The sequence below is a fragment of the Nocardioides ganghwensis genome, from assembly GCF_014779655.1.
In the GTDB taxonomy this organism is placed as follows: Bacteria; Actinomycetota; Actinomycetes; order Propionibacteriales; family Nocardioidaceae; genus Nocardioides; species Nocardioides ganghwensis.
This window is the reverse complement of record NZ_JACXYX010000004.1, coordinates 255397-276464: the sequence shown is the minus strand read 5'-3', so window position 1 is coordinate 276464 and position 21068 is coordinate 255397. Positions and strand designations below refer to the sequence as shown.

The window sequence follows — 21068 nt, the reverse complement described above, 5'->3', positions numbered from 1 at the left end:
TGCCCTGTGACCTCGCCCCCGCCCACTCTCAACCTCGGCATCGTCGCCCATGTTGATGCCGGCAAGACCAGCCTGACCGAGCGCCTGCTGTTCGAGGCAGGCGCCATCACCACGCCCGGTAGCGTCGATGCCGGGACGACCCGCACCGACTCGCTCGACCTCGAGCGTCGTCGCGGCATCACGATCCGGGCGGCGGTGACGTCGTTCGCCCTCGAGGACCTCGTCGTCAACATCCTCGACACCCCCGGCCATCCCGACTTCATCGCCGAGGTCGAGCGCTCGCTCGGTGTCCTCGACGCGGCCGTGCTCGTGCTGTCCGCTGTGGAGGGTGTCCAGCCGCAGACGGTGGTGATCTGGCGGGCGCTCCGACGGATCGGCGTGCCCACGCTCCTGTTCGTGAACAAGGTCGACCGCTCAGGCGCCGACCTCGAGGGCGTTCTCGACCAGGTGCGCCGGCGTCTCACGCCGCACGTCGTTGCGATGGCGCAGGCGCACGGCGCCGGCGCCCGGGACGCGCGGGTGACCGGCGTGCCGTTGACGCGCGAGGACGTGGTGGTGGCGCTCGCCGACCGTGACGACCGGGTGCTCGACGACTGGGCCTCTGGTCGTCCGGTCGGTGCCGAGGCGGCGCGCGCGGCCCTGCGTCGAGGACTGCGGGGCGGGACGCTCACCCCGGTCCTGTGCGGCTCGGCCATCACTGGCGCCGGGCTGCCGCTGCTTCGCGACGCACTGGTCACGCTGGTCCCCCGGCCCTCCCCGCCGCAGGGTGAGCGAGCGGCCACGGTCTTCGCCGTCGACCGCGACGAGCGCGGGCGCCGGGCATGGGTCCGGTTGTGGTCGGGCGAGCTGCGGGTCCGGGACCGGGTGTCGTTCGGCGCTGCGGAGCCGGCCCGGGTGACCGAGGTCGCGGTGTCGACACCGTGTGGCCTTCGCCCGGGAGTGGCGGGCGCGGGCCAGATCGCCGTCGTGCGCGGGCCGTCGGCGCGGATCGGCGACGGCGTGGGCAGGGCGCCCGCCCGCCGTGCGCACCGGTTCGCCCCAGCCTCGCTGCAGGCCCTCGTCGAGCCGGTCGACCCGACCCGCCGTACGGCGCTCTACGCGGGCCTCGCCGAGCTCGCCGACGAGGACCCGCTGATCGACCTGCGGCTCGACGAGGTCGACGGCGAGGCGGCCGTGAGCCTGCACGGCGAGGTGCAGAAGGAGGTGCTGGCCGCGCTGCTCGAGGAGCGCTACGGCGTCGCCGTACGCTTCCTCGACACCTCGACGGTCTGCCTCGAGCGCGTGGTCGGAACAGGCGTGGCACGCGACCGCATCGGAGTCGGCGGCAACCCCTACCTCGCCGGTCTCGGCCTTCGCGTGGAGTCGGCGCCGGTGGGGCATGGTGTCGAGTTCTCCCCCGGCGTCGAGCGCGGCAACCTGCCGGCCGCGTTCGTCGCCGCGACCGAGGAGGGCGTACGCGCCGGACTGCGGCAGGGCCCGCACGGCTGGGAGGTCACCGACTGCGTGGTCACCATGACGGCCTCGGCCTACTACCCGCGGCAGAGCCGACCGCACCAGAAGTTCGACAAGTCCATGTCGACGGTCGCTGCGGACTTCCGCCACCTCGCACCAGTGGTCCTCGCCGCCGCGCTCCACGGGGCAGGCACTCGTGTGTGCCGCCCGATCGACCGGTTCGAGCTCGACCTGCCCGCCCCTGCGTTCCCGGTGGTCACGGCACTGCTGGGTCGCCTCGGAGCCGCCCTGCTGGAGACCTCGACGGACGGTGGCTGGACGCGCCTGGTCGGGCACCTGGCGTCGGAGGTCGTACCGGACGTCATGTCGAGGCTGCCCGACCTGACCGGCGGCGAGGGGGTGCTGGTGAGCGCACTGGACCACCACGATCCCGTGCCCGGACCACCTCCGCAACGGCGACGCCGCGGCCCGGACCCCCTCGACCGGGAGGCATGGTTCCGCGGCGTTCCGAGGTGACGGCGTGCGGACCGACGGCATCGTGGCGGGTGGTCGGCACGGCGACCCCTACGCCTCCCAGACGCCGCGGACCCCGTCGACCACGTCACGCGCCTGGCGCAGACCGGCCTCGGCCGCCACCGCACGCTTGGCCGGGTCGAGCAGGTTGCGCCCGAAGGCGGCGAGCGCCTCCGCGTCGGGCGTCACCACCGACCACGCCCGCGGTGCGACCCGCTCCACCTGGGCGCGGATCGACGCCTTCTTGCTGATCGCGCGCGGGAGCGGGGCCAGTACGACGACGCGCTCGGCTCCGCGGGCGACGTCGACGTTCGCCGTCGATCGCATGCCACCGTCCATGTAGGTGCGGCCCGCCACCTCGACGGGCGGCCACACCGTCGGGACCGCGCAGCTCGCGGCGACGGCCGCCACGAGGTCGACGCCCGAGGACGGGGTGAAGACGGTGAACTCGCCGCTGACGGCGTCCACGGCCGTGATCCGCAGGTCCCGGTCGGGCCATCCGTGCACCGGCAGGCGCGAGCGGATCACGCCCTCGCGGTCGACCGACCCGGGCTCGTGCGCGGCGTGGGCCACCCGCCCGACGCGCGCGAGCTTCGTACGACCGCTGCCGGGCAGGGCGTACGGGGGCACGAGCTTCAGCGCGGCGATCCGCGACAGCCGGCCACCGATCTCCGCGTCGGCGGGCTCGAGCTGCGTCGCGTAGAGGTCCTCCAGCGGCAGGCCGTTGGTGACCTGGGCGCCGACGACCGAACCGGCAGAGGTGCCCACCACGATGTCGGCGTCCGTCACGTGCACGCCGGCGTCGGCGAGCCCGGCGAGGATGCCGAGCTGCCACGCGATGCCGGTGATCCCACCGCCGCCGAGGACCAGTGCCGAGGTGCCGCTGCCAGTCATGCGCCAGTTCTAGCGGACGCACCCTGACGGGGCCGGGACGCACGACGGCCCGCCGGGTGTCCCCGGCGGGCCGTCGTGGATGGTGCTGTGGAGCTAGCGGATCAGTTGGAGCCGCCGGTCAGCTTCTCGCGGAGCGCCTGGAGCGCCTCGTCGGACGCCAGCGAGCCGCCGGTGTCGCCACCGGTCTCGGCCACCGTCTCGCCACCGGAGGAGTAGGACGTGGCCTCGCCGGCCTCGACCTCGGCCTGCTTGGCCTCCTCCTGCTGCTTGACGTGCGCCTCCCAGCGGGCGTGCGCCTTGGCGTACTGGTCCTCCCAGATCGCACGCTGCTCGTCGAAGCCCTCGAGCCACTCGCCCGTCTCGGGGTCGAAGCCCTCGGGGTAGACGTAGTTGCCCTGCTCGTCGTAGGTCGCGGTCATGCCGTAGAGCGTGGGGTCGAACTCCTCCACGTCGGCGGCGGCAGCGGTCTCGTTGGCCTGCTTGAGCGACAGCGAGATCCGGCGACGCTCGAGGTCGATGTCGATGATCTTGACCATGACGTCGTCGTTGACCTGGACGACCTGCTCGGGGATCTCGACGTGACGCTCGGCGAGCTCGGAGATGTGCACCAGGCCCTCGATGCCCTCCTCGACGCGGACGAACGAGCCGAAGGGCACCAGCTTGGTGACCTTGCCCGGCACGATCTGGCCGATCTGGTGGGTGCGGGCGAAGTGCTGCCACGGGTCCTCCTGCGTCGCCTTCAGCGACAGGGAGACACGCTCGCGGTCCATGTCGACGTCGAGGACCTCGACGGTGACCTCGTCGCCCACGGCGACGACCTCGGACGGGTGGTCGATGTGCTTCCAGGAGAGCTCGGAGACGTGGACGAGGCCGTCGACGCCGCCGAGGTCCACGAACGCACCGAAGTTGACGATCGAGGACACGACGCCCTTGCGGATCTGGCCCTTCTGGAGCTGGGTCAGGAAGCCGTGGCGGACCTCGGACTGGGTCTGCTCGAGCCAGGCGCGGCGCGACAGGACCACGTTGTTGCGGTTCTTGTCGAGCTCGATGATCTTCGCCTCGAGCGTCTGGCCGACGTAGGGCTGCAGGTCGCGCACGCGGCGCATCTCCACCAGCGAGGCGGGCAGGAAGCCGCGCAGGCCGATGTCGAGGATGAGGCCGCCCTTGACGACCTCGATGACGGTGCCCTCGACGACGCCGTCCTCCTCCTTGACCTGCTCGATGGTGCCCCAGGCACGCTCGTACTGAGCACGCTTCTTGGACAGGATCAGGCGGCCTTCCTTGTCCTCCTTCTGGAGGACCAGGGCCTCGACCTTGTCGCCCACGGAAACGACCTCGTTGGGGTCGACGTCGTGCTTGATCGACAGCTCGCGGGAGGGGATGACGCCCTCGGTCTTGTAGCCGATGTCGAGGAGGACCTCGTCACGGTCCACCTTGACGATGGTGCCGTCGACGATGTCACCGTCGTTGAAGTACTTGATGGTCGCGTCGATTGCCGCGAGGAAGTCCTCTTCGGACCCGATGTCGTTGACGGCCACCTGGGGCGCGTCGTAGTCGGGAAGAGTGGAGAGCGTGCTCGTCATATGGGAAGTGATTCCTTGGATGGATGGAGTCGTGCGGACGCGCACGATCGTCTGTTTCACTGGCCCTCGTCGGTGACGGGTCACTGACGCGGGCTCGGCGAGCACGGGTTCGCTCGGTATGGAAGCCGGGCAGACGACTGGCGCAACTCCCAAGACTACGCGCCCGCGCGGGCGTACGTCCAACCGGCCGAGCGCGCGAAGCCCACGCTCGTGCCCACGCTCAGGCCACGCTCAGCGGCCGAAGGGCCACGCGTGCACGTCCCCGGCGTCGACGATGGCACGGAGCAGCTCGTCGGCCCGGTCCGCGACGGGGTTCTCCCCCGCCTTCGCGGCCAGGTCCACCAGCGCCCACAGGTCGGCCGCCCGGGCGCCGTCGAGCACCGTTGCGACCTCGCCCCCGCGCAGCGACACCCACGCGTCGAGGACCGCGGAGACGTACGCCGGGTGGCGCTCGAACCGCAGCAGGTTGCCCAGGTCGGTCCAGGGGTGCCCCGCGTGGGCGTACTCCCAGTCGAGGACCGCTGTGACCTCGAGGGAGGCGGGGTCGACCAGGACGTTCTTGGGGTTGAGGTCGCCGTGGACGAGGCAGGCGCGTCCCACGCCGTCCAGCAGGTCCTGCGCCTCGCGGCAGACCCGGGACAAGGCGCGCCGTCGCGGCTCCGGCCAGCCGGGCAGGCGGGTCGCGGCCCACGCGACCAGGTCGTCGTCGGGGAACCGGCCCAGGCCCAGGTCGGCGTCGACGAACGGCCCCGGACGCAGCATCGGCATGCCGGCGAGGCCGGCTGCGACCGCACCGAGCGCCCGCCCGAGACGCTGCAGCCCGTCGACGTCGTCGTCGAGGGCAAGGCGCTCGACGACGACGTCCCCGCGCTCACCGGGGAGGAAGGACGTCACCAGGAGGCCCGGGGTCCCTTCTGCCGCCAGGGGTCGGCGCACCTCGAGCACCTCCGGCACCGGCAGCAGCCCGCTCACCAGGTGCAGGACGGACCGGTCGACCTCGGGCGCGTGCTCCCCGCGCGCGTCGTCGGGCGCGTAGAGCCGGACGACGACGCGCTCGCCGCCGGCCTCGCCGAGGAAGGTCCGGCCGGAGTGGCCTCCCGCCAGTGGCGTCATCGACGGCGCGGACTCGCTCATCTCCTCATCGTGGCACGCAGCGACGGGGCCACGCCGCAGGGGCGGGCCCAGCCCCTCATCGTCGTGGTCCGTGACTCCGACGGCAGCATCCCGTTCACCGCCGCCGCGACCGACGAGGCCGGCAACACTCGCCGGAGGACACTGCCACCTTGACCGTCGACACGACGACCACGGTGGCCGTCCTGACGCCGACGGCTCCACCACCGCCGACGCCACCCCTGAGGTCTCGGGGACCGGCGGGGCCAGAAGGTCCGCACGGCCATCCTCGTCCGACCCGAGCAAGTGCGACACCGACCGGGGTGGCGTCGGCGACGAGGCGGAGGTCCGGCAGAGGTCCAACCCCGCCGACTGGCGCTCGGGACCGCGTGATCCGCGGGTCCGCAGCGGCCGGGTCCCGGGCCGCGCCGACTCCTCCGGGATCGGCTGAGCCACCCGGCCGACCGCCCTCTCGGCGACCGGGTCCTCGGGCAGCCACCTGCCCGGGGACCCGGTCTGACTGTGGGTGCGCACTACGCTCCACACGTGCAGGATCACCAACCGCAGTCGGTCCGCGTCGAGCGCAGGGCGGTCTCCGAGCAGGAGTCGCGACGGGCCAACGGCCCCGACTGGGACCGCTACGCGGACGAGTACCAGGCCACCCACGGGGCGTTCCTCGGTGACGCCGGTTTCGTCTGGGGACCGGAGGGCCACACCGAGGACGAGCTCCAGGTCCTCGGGGACGTCACCGGGCTCGACGTGCTCGAGGTGGGCAGCGGGGCCGGCCAGTGCTCACGCTGGGTACGCACCCACGGCGGCCGCGGCGTCGGGCTCGACCTCTCGCACCGCCAGCTCCAGCACTCGCTTCGGCTCGACGCGGAGACCGGGGTCGCAGTGCCCTCGGTGCGCGGCACCGCCACCGCGCTCCCCTTCGCCGCGGCCAGCTTCGACATCGTCTTCTGCTCGTTCGGCGCACTGCAGTTCATCAGCGACATCGACATCGCGGTCGCCGAGGTGGCGCGGGTGCTGCGCCCGGGCGGCCGGTTCGCCTTCTCCGTCACCCACCCGACCCGGTGGATGTTCCCCGACGACCCCGGCGAGCCCGGGCTCACCGCGACACAGTCCTACTGGGACCGCACGCCGTACGTCGAGATCGACGATTCCACCGGAGTGGTCTCCTACGTCGAGCACCACCGCACGCTCGGGGACTGGGTGCGCCTCCTCGCCGGCCACGACTTCCGGCTGACGGACCTCCTCGAGCCCGAGTGGCCCGAGCACCACGACCGTGTCTGGGGCGGGTGGTCACGCGTCCGCGGGCGGCTGACCCCCGGGACCGCGATCTTCGTCTCCGAGCTCGCCCGCTGATCGGAGCAGTCGGGGTACGTTGCGCGGGTGCCCGCGACACGACCGTCGACCCGCGCCACCAGGTGGTGGCGCGTCGCGCCCGCGAGCGTGCTCGTCGTCGTCACGTGTGCAGGGGCACAGCTGACCGCGGCACAGGTGACGGCCGTCGCGTCGACCTCGCCTGCCACACCAGCGGGCGCCGGCCGCGTCGCACCGCGCCTCGATGGTGACGGCGACGGGTTGTCCGACCGTCGCGAGCTCGGCGCCAGCGCCCTCCAGCAGCCGGACCTCGTCCCCCTCACGACCGCCCTGGCCCAGCGGCGCGTCAGGAGCGTACGGCTGCTGTTCCTGGGGTCGTCGACCACCTACGGCGTCGGCGCCAGCAGCAGGGCGACGCGGTACGCCGACCAGGTCGTCGCCGGCCTGCAGGCGACCTTCCCCTCCGGGACCGGTGCCGTCGCGCCGGTGCGCGACCTCCGGCGCAGCACGCTCCGTCCCGACCGATCACCGGGCGTGCAGGGCATCAACGGCGGCATGGGCGGGGCGACCGCCGAGACCTACTTCACCGACGCCCACGCCTATGCCGTACGCCTCCTGCAACCGACGTGCGTCGTGCACCTCATCGGCTCCAACGACACGGTCGAGGACGTCCCCGTCGCCAGCTTCCGTGAACGGGTGGAGGCCGTGGTCCGGCGCATCGACGCCCTGAGCGTCCGGCGGCCGTGCCACCTGCTGGTCCAGCCCGTACGCCGCTACCAGGTCGCGGTGGACGCGTGGGCCGCCTACGGCGAGGCACTGCGACAGACAGCGCTGGCCCACCGCCGGGTGGCGTACGTCGACGCGGGCGCCGCGTTCGAGGAGCGCGACGCCCTCGGCGCCGATCCCTCCGACCTCATCGGCACCGACGCGGTGCACCTCACCGACGCCGGGCACACGCTGCTGGCCGCCACGGTGCTGGGCGCGCTGCCGCCCACCCGCGACGGCCTCGGAACGGGCACGGACCCGCGCGACGCCGACACCGACGGCGACGGCCTGACCGACGGGCGCGAGGTCCGCGGCCACGTCATCCGCCAGCGGGTCGTGCGCTGCGGCGGCCGGGTCGTGGCGCGGCTCCGCTCGCGGAGCCTGCCCTACGTCCGGGACACCGACGGTGACGGCATCGGCGACCAGCGCGAGGCGTCGGGCTACCGACTCCGCGACGGCAGGTCGGTGCGCTCGGACCCCGGCGAGCCCGACACCGACGGCGACGGCCGTACGGACGGTCGGGAGGCCGGGACGCCCGGTGGCGACCCCACGACGTGCAGACGGCCGGCGGGATGACCCGCCGGCCGTCGTGCGCGTTGCCAGGTGTCAGCCCGCGTGCGCGGACCCCTCGCGCCGGCGGCGCATGAGCAGGAGCCCCGCGACGAGCAGCAGGAGGCCGAGCACGCCGCCGACGATCGGCACCCAGATGCGGATCGCCTTGAGCTGGGACGACAGGGACGAGTAGGTGTCGACGTTGTCGGAGATCGTCTCGGGGTTGTAGCCGATGACCACGTCCGTGAGGGTGGCCACCTGCTCGCCCTCGTACTCGGCGACGGTCAGCTGGTCCTCCTGGCCACGGATGATCACGCCGGTCTCGGGCTCGATCCACAGGGTCCGGGTGTTGGAGTAGACGCGGTCGAGGCTGACGTCACCCTCCTCGTCGATGCCGAAGATCGACGCGGGCGCGTTGATCGTGGCGACCGTCGTCGCGGGGATCACCTGCTCGAAGCGGTAGACCTCGAGGCCCTCGATCGTCTCGACCTCCTGGAACTCGATGTCCGGCGCCTCCCCGAGCGAGCCGTCCCAGAACTGGTAGGTCTTCTTCTCGGTCTGGAACGGGAACTTGAAGTAGAGGCCCTCGAAGGCGGTCGCCTCGGGCTGCTCGACGCCGCGGTCGTCGGCCGTCGTGCTGGTGAACGTCTCGCAGCACACGACGGTCTCACCGGTGTGCCGGTCGAACGCGACGCGGTCGTGCGTGCCGGACCGCGGCGGGTTGTCGGCGTCGATCTCGGCACCGGGCTCGTCGGTGTAGACCAGGGTCTCCCACACGGCGATGTCACGGCCGAGCTCGTCGCTGGCCTCCTCGGAGGCCTCGACGTCGCCCACCACGTTGCGCGTGGAGACGAGGTCGACGGTGATCTCCTGCTGGGTGGCGATGTCGAAGATGGTCGCATCGGGCCCCTCGGAGACCGAGACAGTGTCCTGGTCGAGCGGCACGACGGCCAACCGGTCGTAGGCGTAGAACCGGGCCAGGAGTGCGACCCCGAGGACGAACACTCCCAGCCCCGTCAAAATGACGCCCAGCTTCTTTCCCACCCTGCGCTCCTCTGTGTTGGTGGTCACGCGACGCGCGAACGTTACCAGTCAGTCACCTCGTCGGCACCAGTCTTGCGAGGACTCGCTCACGGCGCGTCGAACTCGGCCACGACGACCGCGTGCGCGGTGTAGAGGAGGCGGTCGTAGGGCGTTCCCCAGACCTCGTCCAGCGGCACCTCGCGCCACACGTTGCGAGACGGCTCCCGCCGCAGCGCCCGCATGCGCGTGGCCCCGAGCGTGCCGTCGCGGAACCGCGCGTCGAGCGCCGGGTTGTAGCCGACAGGATGGGTCACCCAGAGCAGGCCGCCCGGGGCCACGTGCGCACGCAGGCGCTCCACGGCGCGCACCGGCTTGTCCTCGTCGAGCACGTCCTCGTCGAGGCCGACGTGCTCCAGCGTCGAGATCGCCAGCACCAGGTCGAAGTGCCGCCCGAGGTCGAGGTCGGCGACATCCCGGTTGAGCACGCCCGGCGCGGCCTCGTACTTGTCGACCACCGTGTGGTCCACGGGGGCGTAGTGGCCGAGCACGTTGCCGATCTCGAGCACCGACGCGCCCCGGTGGCGCTCGAGCACCTCGAGGGCCAGGGCGACCTCGACCGCGCGCTCGTTGAGCCACGTGTAGTGGTAGTCGTGGACGAAGTAGGGGATCCGCCGCCCCTCCCACTCGAAGGAGCCGTGGTCGCGTCCCCGGCTCGGGCGCCCGCGCCACCAGTCCAGGCCCCACCGCGCACACGAGCGCACCACCGCGGTGAACCCACGCTCACGGGAGAAGGACGCCACCCTGGACACCACCCTCGACACCACGGAGCCGGCTCGTCTCAGCAGCAACATGCGCGAACAGTAGTGGCGCGTGCGACACTCCCCCCATGGTGGGCCCGGACCGGACGACAGCCGCGGTCGCCTTCCCCGCACTCGACTCCCTGCGAGCGGTGGCGGCGATCGCCGTCCTCGCCACGCACGCGGCCTTCTGGGCCGGCGCCTACGCACGTCCGGTGTGGGGCACCCCCCTCTCACGCCTCGACGTCGGCGTGGCGGTGTTCTTCGTGCTGTCCGGATTCCTGCTCTCACGCCCCTGGATCGCGCGCCACCGCGCCGGGCTACCGCCACCGTCGACGCTGCACTACGTCTGGAAGCGGGCGCTGCGGCTGGCGCCCGTCTATGTCGTGACGGTCGTCGCCGCCCTGACGCTCCTGCCGGACAACCGCGGCGCCGGCGCCGGCCAGTGGCTGACCACGCTGCTGCTCGCCGACATCTACGTCGACGACCAGCTGCCGGACGGGTTGACCCAGATGTGGAGCCTGTCCACCGAGGTCGCGTTCTACGTGGTGCTGCCCGGCCTGATGTGGCTGGCGCTCGCCCGCGTACGGCACCGCGGGCGTGACCGCCTCTGGGCCGTGACCGCCGGCATGGCGCTGGTGAGCGTGGTCTGGCTCATGGACCTCTCCGTGCGGTGGGACGGCGGCGGGACGATGATCCGGCTCTGGCTGCCGTCCTACCTCGTCTGGTTCGCGGTGGGCATCGTCCTGGCGTCGTGCGACGTACGCTCCCGCGCCGACGACGGCAGCACGGACCGCCTCACGGACCGGGTCACCGCGGTGCTGCGCGAGATGGGTCGCTCGCCCGGCCTGTGCTGGCTCGCCGCCGGCGCCCTGCTCGTCATCGCCTCCACCCCGCTCGCCGGGCCGGCGGACCTCACCCCGACCACCCTGGGCGCGGCTCTCACGAAGAACCTGCTCTACGCCGCCATCGCCGGCCTCGTGATCCTGCCGGGCGTCTTCGCACCGCCCGAGGGACGATTCGTGCGCGTGCTGTCACTGCCGGCGTTCCGCCACGTCGGCCACCTGTCGTACGGCATCTTCTGCGTGCACCTCATCCTGCTGGAGCTCATCGCGGACTGGCGCGACATGCCGCTCTTCGAGGGCCGCGGGCTCGAGCTCTTCGTGCTGACCCTGGCCGCGTCCCTGGTGGTGTCGGAGGTGCTTCACCGCCTGGTGGAGCGACCGGCCCTCCGGCTGCGCAACGTCTGGACGAAGGGGTCCACGTCCACGTCCGCGACCACCAGCGCGCCGAGAGCCAGCGCCACCAGGAGCTGAGGAGCTGTCAGCGCTCCGGCCCAGCCCTCCGCCGAGCCGAGCGGTCGCCACCAGTAGACGACCCCGGCGGCGACCAGCGGCGTCGTCGCGGCCCAGGCGACAACGGGTGCGGACACCCGGGTGCGGGCAGCCAGCACCGCGGCTGCACCGACGAGCCCGCAGGCGACGCCCCACCAGCCGCCGACGAGCCCGAGGGCGAGGAGGCCCGCAACGGGCACCACCCACACCGCCACCCGGGTGCCCGCGGGTGGCGCCGGGTGCGGCCCGCGCCGGCGTACGAGGAGCGTGCCGAGCGCGAGCAGGACCAGCAGCACGGCGCCCGCCCCCAGCGCCAGGCGGTAGGTCAGGTCGGGCGCGTAGCGCAGGTCGAGGGACTCCACCCCCTCCGGCACCTGCCACGCCTGCTGCCACCCGTCCACCACGAGCGGCACGGCGGTCGAGCCGTCGGGCAGCTCCGCCTCCCACCCGGGGTTGACGTTCTGCCGCAGCGCGACGACGCCGCCGACCGGGTCGAGGTCGACGGTCGCGGAGACCGGGGTCTCCGAGCGGAGCGTCGCCGCCGAGGCACTGCCGACCTCGCCCGCACCCGGCAGGGACAGCGTCACCGTCGCGGGTCGGAAGGCGGGAGCGGGTGTGGCCACCACACGGGTCTCGTCCCCGGTCAGCGCCACCGTCGCCGGGCCACACGCGCGTGCCGGTACCTGCTGACCGTCGAAGAGCTGGCGGGGAGACGCCGTCACGCTGCTCGCGAGGAGGTCGTCGCCGACCCGCAGGGTGGGGCCGAAGCCGCAGCCGATGTCGACCGGCACGTCCGAGAGCTCGAGCGGGAGCAGTCCGACTCCCGGCAGGCGCAGCTCGCTCACCCCCACCCCCAGCGGCGTCACCGCGCCCCCTGCCGACCGGCTGTCGGTCTCGACGGACGCGAGCACCCGGACGTCGAGGCGGCTGGTGCGGAACGGCGTCACCCGTGCGTACCCGGACCGGTCGAGCCGCACGACCTGACGGCCGCCGGGGTGGACCAGCTCGACCCTCGTGGCCCGCGCTGCCGGCGCCTGTCCGTCCAGCGCGAGCCGGATGCCGCGCACCGGCCGCTCGCCGATCCAGTTGACGCTCAGCGTGGGATCGGGGTCGTCCGGCTCGGCGACCCAGGTGGTGCCGGTCGAACCGTCGATCGCGGCCACCGCGGAGGCACGGGCGTCGTCCACCGCCGTCGAGGAGGCGCGTACGTTGACCAGCTGGTCCCTCAGGAGCAGCCCGGTCAGCGCGTCGCCCGCGACGGGCCGTACGTCGAGCGCCACGCCGTAGTCGGCGCCGCTCCCCAGCCGCACCGTCCGGTCGATGACGCCGCCGCCCTCGTCACCGCGCGCCCGTCCGGCGGCGCAGCGCACGTCGTCGTCCACCCGCACGCAGCCGTCGCGCGTCGTACCCGAGGTGAGGAGCACGTGGTCGGGTGCCCCCCACTCCGCGGGGACCTCGGGGAGCACCAGCGTCCGGTCGACGTCGAGCCCTTCCGCGCGCACCTCGGCGATCGCGAGCTCGTCGGGCGGGCCGGACGCGTCGGCGCTCCGGATCCGCAGCCGCGTCGTCTCACCGTCGGGCAGCGGCACGACCACGGCCTCGCCGGCCGGCGCGCGTACCGCAGCCGAGCTGCCGGCGTCGGTCTCCACGACGACCGAGGGCGCGCGGGTCGCCCCGGTGTCGCCCGCGACGACGGTGAGCGCAACGAGGTCCAGCGGCTCCTCGAGCACGACCTCCACCCACGGGTCGTCGCCGGTGCGGGGCCGTCCGGACTCCCACTGGGTCTCCGGCCGGCCGTCGAAGGCGGCGTACGGCAGGGTCTCGGGGAGCACCGGCCCGGTGGTGTCGGCGAAGGCGCGGGAGCCGGACGCGTCGACGGACCGGGCCCCGAGGATGCGGGCCGCGGTCTCCCACCGGGCCTCGTCCTCCCGGACGTAGTCGCGGGCCGGTGCCCCTCGCCGACCGTCGTCGGAGGGCTCCAGGGTCGCGGACCGTCCGTCGTGCACCCGGGCGAACGTCGCCTCGCGCCGGCGCAGGCCGTCGGTGAGCAGCAGCCGACCCTGGGGGTCCTCCGGCGCGTCGGCGGCCAGCAGGGCCGGCTCGTCCCCGAGGAGGTCGGCGTCGAGGAGGTCCAGCAGGCTCTCCGGTCCACCGACCACCACGGGCGGGTCCGCACCGCTCACGGCGCTCCGGGCGCCGGACACCTCGTAGACCTCGACGGCCGGGTAGGCGGTGCGCCAGCCGTCCTCGAGGATGACCGGGGACTCGTCGTCCGTCTCCAGGCGGACCCGGCCACCGAGCTCAGGGCCGAAGTCGGCGACCTTGTCGATGCCGGGCGACCCCTCCAGCGCCTGGTGGACGAGGACCGGGACGGGCACGTCGTCGCTGGGACGCAGGTCGTTGCGCACGACCAGCAGGCCGACCCCCGCACGGGCCAGGAAGGGCGCCAGCCCGGGCGACGGCCGGCCGGTGGCGAGCCGCTCCTCCACGGCGTCGAGCATCCTGATGTTGCCGGGCGGGGCGAGCGGCACGGCGTTGCGCACCGCCCAGCCCGACACGCCGTACGCCTGGACGGGCTCGTCCTCAGGGGTTCCCCACAGGTAGGTGGCGAAGCTGGAGCCCGGCACCAGCAGCGCGGTCCCGCGGTCCGGGTCCTGCGCGCCCTCGCGCTCGAGCCACGACACCGCGCGCTCCCAGTAGCCGGGGACGGACCCGAAGTCCTGAGACGGCGCGAGCCGCCCCGCGAGGGCGGGGCTCGCCACGCCCGCCACGGCGACCGTCGCCAGCACGAGCAGGCCGACGTACGCCACCCGCTGGCCGTCCTGGAGACGCTCGCGCCACGGCCTGCCGGGCGCGGACCCGGCGAGCCCGGCGGCGGCCGCTCCGAGGACGTGCGCGAGGCCGAGGACCAGCGGCAGCCGCACGACGGGCTCGAACTTGTGCACGTTGCGCAGCGGTGCGAGCGCGCCGTCGAGCAGGGAGCGCTCGGTGGCCGCCAGCCAGCCGTGCACGGACCCGGAGTGGCCGAGCGACACGAGGACGAGCCCGCCCAGCAGGCCGAGGACGAGGAATCGGCGGTGCGGGTTGCTGCGCAGCGAGAGGCCGACGAAACCGAGGACGAGGAGCACCGCGCCGTTGACCGCGACGTAGCCGGTCGTGATGAGGTCGTTGCCGGCCTGCCACGTCGCGTCGACGTACGGCACCCAGTGGGACGTGCCGCGCAGCACGTCGAACGGCGTGGTCGGGAACGTCGTGACCGCGACCGTCTCGATGAAGTCGAGGAACGGCGGGCTGTAGCTCCCCAGCAGCAGGAGCGGGACCAGCCACCACAGGGTCCCGATCACCACGAGGGCCGGCCACCACAGGAGCAGGGTCCGCCTGCGCGCTCCGGGTGCCCGGGTGAGCAACCAGACGACCCCGAGCGGGAGGACGGCGGCGGTGGCGGCGGCGTTCACCCCGCCCACGGCCGCGACGCCGAGCGCCGACAGCGCTGCGGCCCGTCGCGGAGACCCCTTCGTGCAGCCCACCACGAGCGGGACGAGCACCCACGGCGCCAGGGCCATCGGCCAGGCCTCGATGGAGATCGGGCCGAGGGTGGTGAGGATGCGCGGCGACAGCGCGTAGGCGAAGCCCGCCACCAGCCGTGTGGTCGGGGTGCCGAGACCGAGGACCGCGCACAGCTTGACCACGCCCAGGAAGGCGGCCACCAGCAGCAGTGACCACCACGCCCTCTGCACGGCCCAGGCCGGGACCGAGGCGAGGTCGCCCAGCCAGAAGAAGGGGCCCATCGGGAAGAGGTAGCCGTACGCCTGGTTCTGCACCTGCCCGAACCCGCCGGTCGGGTCCCACATGTGCAGCGCGCGGGCGAGCATCGCGGCGGGGTCCGCGACGAGGTCGAACTTGGTGTCGCTGACGATCTGCCCCGGGCGCTGGGCGAACGCCAGCGCCACGAGGGCCAGGCAGCACACGGACAGCCGGAAGCGCCAGGTGACCGGCGAGGGCTGCTGCTGCGTCGGGGTGGCCGTCATCGCCTGCGCAGGACGATGACCAGGTTCCAGGTCACGATCTCGCGCAGCACCGGCACCGAGGAGAGCCAGCGCGTCGCGGCGGGGTTGTAGCGCGGGATGACGTCCAGCACCTCCGCAGCAGTCTGGGCGCGGGCCCACTCCCGGCCCGCCCGCACGGTCACCGCGTAGAGGGACTCGCCGAACTTGTTCTTCGGCTCGTGGCCGTGCCGGCGGCGGTAGCGCCGCCGGGCGCGCCGCCCTCCGAGGTAGTGCCACGGCGACGTCTCGTGCCCTCCCCACGGACCGAACCAGACCGTGTAGGAGATGAAGGTGAGTCCTCCGGGCCGCGTCACGCGCACCATCTCGTCCGCCATCCGCCACGGGTCGCTGACGTGCTCGAGCACGTTGGAGGAGTAGCAGATGTCGAAGGTGCCGTCGGCGAACGGCAGCTCCATGCCGCTCCCCAGGACGGTGCGGGGCGCGATGCCGCCGAGTCCGGACAGCTCGCCGACGTCGGCGTCGAGCGCGAAGTACGTCGCTCCGGCGCCCTCGAAGGCGGTGCGGAAGTAGCCCGGTCCCCCGCCGACGTCGAGCATGCGCGCACCGGCGAGGTCGGCGTACTGCGACACGTGGCCGACCGCGTCATCCGCGAGCTCGCCGTAGAAGACGTCGGGCTGCGTCTGCTCCACCCGGAACGCGCGGAAGAGCCGGACCGAGCGGCGCAGCGTGGGTGCCCAGGCCGAGGGCTGTGGGGCGGACGGCTGCGGCACGCGGCGACTGTAGTCGATGGGTGCTGGTCGTGAGAGCGAACGGATGCTGACGCGCGGCCGCGCCCGCGTGATCTAATCGCCCGCGTGGCAGCGAGCACCGCGGTGGAGTGGGAGGACACACCCGCCGACGAGGCGCGAGCCCGGCGGGCGGCCGAGATCGCCAGCCTCACGGGGCTGCGTGGCTTCGCAGCCCTGATGGTCGTCCTGATCCACACCTCGGGACGCACGGAGTTCGACTGGCTCGGTCTCCCGACGTACGGACCCGTGAGCCTCTTCGTGATCTCCGGCTTCCTCCTGTACCGACCGTGGGCACGCTGGAGCCTCGGCCTGGCAGGGCGGCCCGCACTGGGGACGTTCGTGGTGCGGCGGGTGACGCGGATCTTCCCGGCCTACTGGGTCGTGCTGGTGGTCGTGGCGGTCGTCATCCCCGTGTCCCGTCCCCCGGACGCGACCGGATGGTGGCGCGCCCTCTCGCTGACCTGGATCTACCGCGCAGAGCCGATGCGCGAGGCCATGCTCCACACCTGGAGCCTCGCCACCGAGGTCTCCTGGTACGTCGCCCTCCCGATCATGGGCTGGCTCGGGGGGCGCCTCGCGCGGCGCTGGTCGGGCATCACGTCGTTCTGGATCCTGGTGTCGTTGCTGGGTCTGTCCGTGCCGGTGTCGCTCGGGTGGCGGCGGTGGACGACAGAGGCCGACCTGGCGGGGCAGCTCACCTACCCGTACTGGCTGCCGTCGTTCCTCTTCTGCTTCGCCGGTGGCGCGCTGGTCGCCGTCCTCGTGGAGGCCCACCGCGCCTCGATCGTCTCCATCTCCGGGATCCGGTCGTTCTGCTCCGACCGCTGGGCACCCCTGGTGGTCGCCCTGGGCCTGGTCGTCCTGGCGACCTCGTCGCTCGGTGGACCGACCGGGTTCGTCCCCGTGTCGTTCTCCGAGGAGCAGGTCCGCACCTGGTCGGCAGCCCTCATCGCCCTGGTGCTGTTGTGCGTCGTCGTCCTCGGTCCCAGCCCGGCTCCGACCAACCGCCTCCTGAGCACCTCCTGGTTCGTGGCAGTCGGACGCTGGTCGTACGGGATCTACCTGTGGCACGTGCCGGTGATCGTCGTGCTCGAGCGCGACATCACGTTCCCCGACGGGACCATCGGCCTGCTGTGGCGCCTCGTGTGGGTGCTGGGGATCTCGATCCCGCTCGGCGCCGCGACCTACGCGTGGGTGGAGCGACCCACCATGGCGTGGGCGCGGCGGCCCTACCGTCGCGGCATGCCGGGGCGACGCGTCCTCGAGCGGGACGACACCGCCAGCAGCAGCACCGCGACCCAGCCGAGGGCTGCCACGCCGGCAGCCACCCGCAGCTCCTCGACCGAGGAGTAGCGCAGCCTCACCCGGCTCGACCCGTCGGGCGCCTGCCAGGCCTGGGCCCATCCGTCGACCGTCAGGGAGGGCAGCTCGCGCCCGTCGGCGACGGCGGTCCACCCCTTCCCGGCGGGGACGGCGAGCACGACGGTGGCGGGACCGTCGACGTCGATCTCCGCGCCGCCGGCGCCGCCTGTCGCGCCGATGGTGCCCACAGGCACGCCGGCCGGGCCGAAGCTCTCAGCCGAGAGGTCGTCCACGGTCCCGAGGGGGCCGCCGGGGGGCGACAGCACCACCCCCAGGGGGATCCACGAGAAGGTCGCGTCGATGCGAACGGCGACCTCACCCGCGCGGAGCACGGGTCGCTCGCACAGCGTGGCCGTCACGACGGCAGCCTCGACGACCTGGCGCGCGGAGGCGCTCACGGCGGTCTGGTAGGACTCGCCACCGACGGAGACGTCAGGTCCCGACCCGCACGGCAGCTCGTCGACCTCGTCCGCCTCGTAGGCGACGTCGGGGCCCCCGAGCACCTCCACCTCCGACACCGTCATCGGCACCGGGCGGGCCCCGGCGGTGAGCGAGTCGACCGAGGTCTGCTGCGTCTCCGCCTCGAACCTCACCGACAGCGACCGGGTCCGTACGGGCGGCAGCTCGACGACCCCGTCGTCGCCGATCTCGCCGGTCGCGGACTCCGTGCCGTCCCCGTAGGAGACGACGACGTGGGTCGGCCGGGTCGACAGCTGGCGCTCGGCCGTCGTCACCCGCAGGCCGCTGACCCGCGTGGCGCGATCCCAGCTCAGCTCCAGGGTGGGCGCCTCGTCGTCCGCGGCCGGACGCCAGGCGGTCGCGGGGTCGGCGTCCACGGCCGCCTGCGGCCCGGACACCAGGTCTGGCGAGGCGGTGCTCGAGCCGGTCGCCACGATGGTCGGTCGCGCCAGCTGCGCGGCCAGGTCGCTGGACTGGCTGCTGTCTGCGGCGCGCATCCAGACCCGTCCGGCGACCTCGCCGCCCTGCTCGGTGCGCAGGACCCGCAGGAGCGGTCCGGCGTCCGGGCCGTCGACCGCCACGCTCCTGTTGCACACGGTCTCGCTCGCTGCGGGGTCGCCGGAGCCACCGATGGGATAGGACGGCACGCAGGTCGCGAAGCTCGGCGGGCGGGCAGCCAGGACCCAGGTGTCCGCGTCCGGCCCGTCGACCACCAGTTCCTCCCGAACCGCGAGACCGGGCAGCGTGAGCTCGGAGATCGCGAAGCTGCGTGTGGCGTCCGTCGTGCCACTGACAGCCGTGGCGACGACCCGCAGTCGCTCCGTACGGCCCGCCGCGCCGATGCCGACGAGCCCGTCGACCGGGACGTCGACCTCCGTCGTGCCCGCGTCGGACTCCAGCCGGACACGGGTGACGAGGGAGGTGGAGAAGGCGTTCTGCACGACCTGGAGCGTGCCGCCGGTCAGGTCGGTCGCTCCGTCGAAGGCGATCTCCCACCACTCACTCACGACTGCGCCCCGACGCGACTGCCAGGCGGTGAACGCGTTGCCGTCCACGGCAGCGGACGGGACCGCGCCGGTGCGTCGTCGGGATCCGTCGAGGTCGGCCGCGGAGGACGAGGCCCGCACCTCCTGCGCTCCGCTGAGGACGCTGGACGCCGTCGGCTCCGCGGCAGCACCGGCCGGACGCACGGTCCTCGGCTCGCCCTCCGCCAGCACGGGGCCGTAGGGGTCGGACGGCACGAGCTGGTCGACGTCCTGCCTGCGGGCGCTGTCGGACACGATGCCGGCCGCTCCTTCGGGAGCCGGGCCGAGCGCCAGCGCGGCGCCGGGGGCGAGTCCGGCGTCGGCCAGGTCGCCGACCACGGCGGGGTCTCCCGACACCGCCAGCAGGCCGTCGTCGAGGACGGTGCCGTCCGAGGCCTGGTCGACGGCCCAGATCTCCAGGGATCCGGACGGGTCCCGGACGCCGAGGTCCACGATGCCGGGCACGCCCTGCTCCGCACCTCCGGGCAGCACCACGGCCACCCGCGAGGCACCCTCCCGCACCAGCGCGTGTCGTACGAGCGCGAGCGGACGATCACGGTCGGCCGCCGGTGCCACGTCGTTGCGCAGGAGGACGTAGGACACGCCCAGGTGACGGAGGGCTGCTGCGGTCCCGGCGCCGTCGTGCCCGCGGCTGAGTCGCCCGATCGCGCTGTCGAGGGCCGCGGTCGCGCCGGGTCCGGACAGCGGAAGGGTGTCGCGCGAGATCCAGGGACGGTCGCGCAGCGCGTCCGTCACGGCTGGCTCCACCCTGCCGTCCGCCGCCGCTGGCAGCACGAGGACGCGACCGGGGGGCGCGGTGGCCGACCACTCCGCCACCTGCGCCCAGACCGAGGGGTCCGTGGCGACAGGCTCGGCGGCGTCCTCCTGCGCGACGAGCACGGGTCCTACCACTCCGACTGCGAGCACCGCCACCGATGCCACGACCACGCCGGTCTCCCGTGCGGGCTGCGACGCCCCGGCACGGGGCACCCGCGCGAGGAGGTGGTCGACGAGCGGGGTCCAGGCCAGCAGGGCCGCCAGACCCACCCAGCCGGCCAGGACGACCCACGGCGTGGCGAGGGCGTCGGTCACCGTCGCGGCCGATGCGGGCAGCGGCAACCATGCGGGCCACTCTCCGGACGCGGCGCCGAGGACGACCGCTGCGCCTGCCAGTGCGAGCAGCGCCCCCGCCACTGCGAGGTCGCCGGCGACGCGGAAGGCGATGGCGCACCCGGCCACTGCCACGGGCGCGAGGAGGACCAGCACCGCCCACCATCCGCGTCCGGGCAGGCCGAGGGAGTCGGCCAGGGCCGAGGTCGACAGCCCCGTGCGGGCGAGGCCCGAGAGGTCGGTGGCGTACGCGGCCTCCCAGACGTAGGCCACGATCCACCACGACGAGGAGACGACGGCCAGCACCGACCACCTGACGAGCTGTCGGGTCCCGCGCGGTCGCCGGGAGGTGGCGACTGCTGCGACAGCGCCTGCGGCAAGTGCCGCCAGGGCCCACGGCGGCGTGCCGGCGCCGGCCAGGCCGAGCCAGACCGACGAGCGCGCAGCAGCGCGCCAGCCGTCCTCCCGGCGGACGAGGGGCACCAGCACCCAGGGCAGCACGGCCACGACGAGGGCGTCGCCCGGCGAGTGCTGCACCGTCGTCACGAGCACGGGGGCGCAGGCGAACAGCGCGGCGCCGAACCAAGGCGTCCACGGCTCGTCGGCGCCGTGGTCGTGGTCGTCGCGGACCGCCGAGCCCGGGGCCTGTGCCCGCGCCAGCCGGACCGCGCCCACGACCGCCAGGACGAGGACGAGGACGCTCCACGCAGCTCGGCCACCCACCGGGGGCAGCCCCAGGACGTCGGCCAGCCAGAAGAAGGCCGCGACGGGAACCTCGCGCAGCCCCTGCGCGGTGGCGTCGCCCAGCGTGCCCGACACGGTCCAGCCATCCGCAGCGCCGCGGAGCGCGCCTGTCGGATCGGCTGCGATCCGGGCGTACGCGCCGGCCAGGGGCTGCGTCGCAGTCACCCGGACCGCGACGGCTGCAGCGAGCGCTGACACCACCAGGGTCCGCACACCGGCGACGGTCA

13 protein-coding genes and 1 pseudogene are annotated in these 21068 nt (G+C 73.7%); 6 read left to right on the top strand and 8 right to left on the bottom strand.

All coding sequences use genetic code 11. From position 1 onward, the window contains the following. The first annotated feature begins 6 nt into the window (after positions 1-6). Positions 7-1968, top strand: a complete 1962-nt coding sequence (locus IEZ24_RS06830; protein ID WP_129453841.1) for a GTP-binding protein — start codon at positions 7-9, stop codon at positions 1966-1968. A 48-nt stretch (positions 1969-2016) separates the two neighbouring features. Here the strand turns inward: IEZ24_RS06830 and IEZ24_RS06825 are convergent, their stop codons facing one another. From IEZ24_RS06825 to IEZ24_RS06815, 3 genes are all read right to left on the bottom strand, one after another. Then, positions 2017-2859: a patatin-like phospholipase family protein gene (locus IEZ24_RS06825; RefSeq protein ID WP_129453840.1), complete on the bottom strand. Its 843-nt coding sequence runs from the start codon at positions 2857-2859 to the stop codon at positions 2017-2019. Positions 2860-2960: 101 nt separating this feature from the next. Then, the gene (gene rpsA / locus IEZ24_RS06820; RefSeq protein ID WP_129453839.1) at positions 2961-4442 is read right to left on the bottom strand and encodes a 30S ribosomal protein S1; all 1482 of its coding nucleotides are present in this window, start codon (positions 4440-4442) and stop codon (positions 2961-2963) included. 231 nt (positions 4443-4673) lie between these two features. Beyond that, positions 4674-5576, bottom strand: a complete 903-nt coding sequence (locus IEZ24_RS06815; RefSeq protein ID WP_224744931.1) for a phosphotransferase family protein — start codon at positions 5574-5576, stop codon at positions 4674-4676. Positions 5577-5585: 9 nt separating this feature from the next. Here IEZ24_RS06815 and IEZ24_RS21610 point away from each other — a divergent pair, with 9 nt between their 5' ends. From IEZ24_RS21610 to IEZ24_RS06805, 3 genes are all read left to right on the top strand, one after another. Beyond that, on the top strand, positions 5586-5729 hold the full coding sequence (locus IEZ24_RS21610) for a hypothetical protein (protein WP_165355989.1): 144 nt from the start codon (positions 5586-5588) through the stop codon (positions 5727-5729). Between the two features lie 369 nt (positions 5730-6098). Next, on the top strand, positions 6099-6917 hold the full coding sequence (locus IEZ24_RS06810; protein ID WP_129453838.1) for a class I SAM-dependent methyltransferase: 819 nt from the start codon (positions 6099-6101) through the stop codon (positions 6915-6917). Positions 6918-6944: 27 nt separating this feature from the next. Beyond that, complete coding sequence (locus IEZ24_RS06805; RefSeq protein WP_129453837.1) at positions 6945-8216, top strand: SGNH/GDSL hydrolase family protein; 1272 nt, start codon at positions 6945-6947, stop codon at positions 8214-8216. Between the two features lie 30 nt (positions 8217-8246). Here IEZ24_RS06805 and IEZ24_RS06800 read toward each other — a convergent pair whose 3' ends face one another. Together IEZ24_RS06800 and IEZ24_RS06795 are read right to left on the bottom strand one after the other, a co-directional pair. Further along, positions 8247-9236 (bottom strand): DUF3068 domain-containing protein, encoded by a 990-nt coding sequence (locus tag IEZ24_RS06800; RefSeq protein ID WP_165355988.1) that lies wholly within the window; start codon positions 9234-9236, stop codon positions 8247-8249. An 86-nt stretch (positions 9237-9322) separates the two neighbouring features. Further along, the gene (locus IEZ24_RS06795; protein ID WP_129453835.1) at positions 9323-10066 is read right to left on the bottom strand and encodes a methyltransferase domain-containing protein; all 744 of its coding nucleotides are present in this window, start codon (positions 10064-10066) and stop codon (positions 9323-9325) included. 35 nt (positions 10067-10101) lie between these two features. Here IEZ24_RS06795 and IEZ24_RS06790 point away from each other — a divergent pair, with 35 nt between their 5' ends. Continuing rightward, entirely contained in the window at positions 10102-11328 is a 1227-nt protein-coding gene (locus IEZ24_RS06790; RefSeq protein ID WP_129453834.1) for an acyltransferase family protein, read from the top strand. Here the strand turns inward: IEZ24_RS06790 and IEZ24_RS06785 are convergent. Both IEZ24_RS06785 and IEZ24_RS06780 read right to left on the bottom strand, forming a co-directional pair. Next, a complete protein-coding gene (locus IEZ24_RS06785; protein ID WP_129453833.1) occupies positions 11217-15374 on the bottom strand; it encodes an alpha-(1->3)-arabinofuranosyltransferase domain-containing protein in 4158 nt (1385 codons plus the stop codon). The two genes, IEZ24_RS06790 and IEZ24_RS06785, sit on opposite strands and share 112 nt — an antisense overlap. Further along, entirely contained in the window at positions 15371-16123 is a 753-nt protein-coding gene (locus IEZ24_RS06780; RefSeq protein WP_129453832.1) for a class I SAM-dependent methyltransferase, read from the bottom strand. Before IEZ24_RS06780 ends, IEZ24_RS06785 begins: the two co-directional genes overlap by 4 nt. An 84-nt stretch (positions 16124-16207) precedes the next feature. On the opposite strand from IEZ24_RS06780, the gene IEZ24_RS21605 reads away from it, so the two are divergent. Continuing rightward, a complete protein-coding gene (locus tag IEZ24_RS21605) occupies positions 16208-17494 on the top strand; it encodes an acyltransferase family protein (protein ID WP_129453831.1) in 1287 nt (428 codons plus the stop codon). A gap of 506 nt (positions 17495-18000) precedes the next feature. Here IEZ24_RS21605 and IEZ24_RS22595 read toward each other — a convergent pair. Then, a pseudogene (locus tag IEZ24_RS22595) lies at positions 18001-21006 on the bottom strand (alpha-(1->3)-arabinofuranosyltransferase domain-containing protein); the annotation flags it as partial. Between the last annotated feature and the right edge of the window lie 62 nt (positions 21007-21068).

Coding starts and splice junctions, on each gene's coding strand:
- IEZ24_RS06785 (WP_129453833.1), bottom strand. CDS start 15,374: ATGACGGCCACCCCGACGCAGCAGCAGCCCTCGCCGGTCACCTGGCGC.
- IEZ24_RS06825 (WP_129453840.1), bottom strand. CDS start 2,859: ATGACTGGCAGCGGCACCTCGGCACTGGTCCTCGGCGGCGGTGGGATC.
- IEZ24_RS06790 (WP_129453834.1), top strand. CDS start 10,102: ATGGTGGGCCCGGACCGGACGACAGCCGCGGTCGCCTTCCCCGCACTC.
- rpsA (WP_129453839.1), bottom strand. CDS start 4,442: ATGACGAGCACGCTCTCCACTCTTCCCGACTACGACGCGCCCCAGGTG.
- IEZ24_RS06795 (WP_129453835.1), bottom strand. CDS start 10,066: ATGTTGCTGCTGAGACGAGCCGGCTCCGTGGTGTCGAGGGTGGTGTCC.
- IEZ24_RS06815 (WP_224744931.1), bottom strand. CDS start 5,576: ATGAGCGAGTCCGCGCCGTCGATGACGCCACTGGCGGGAGGCCACTCC.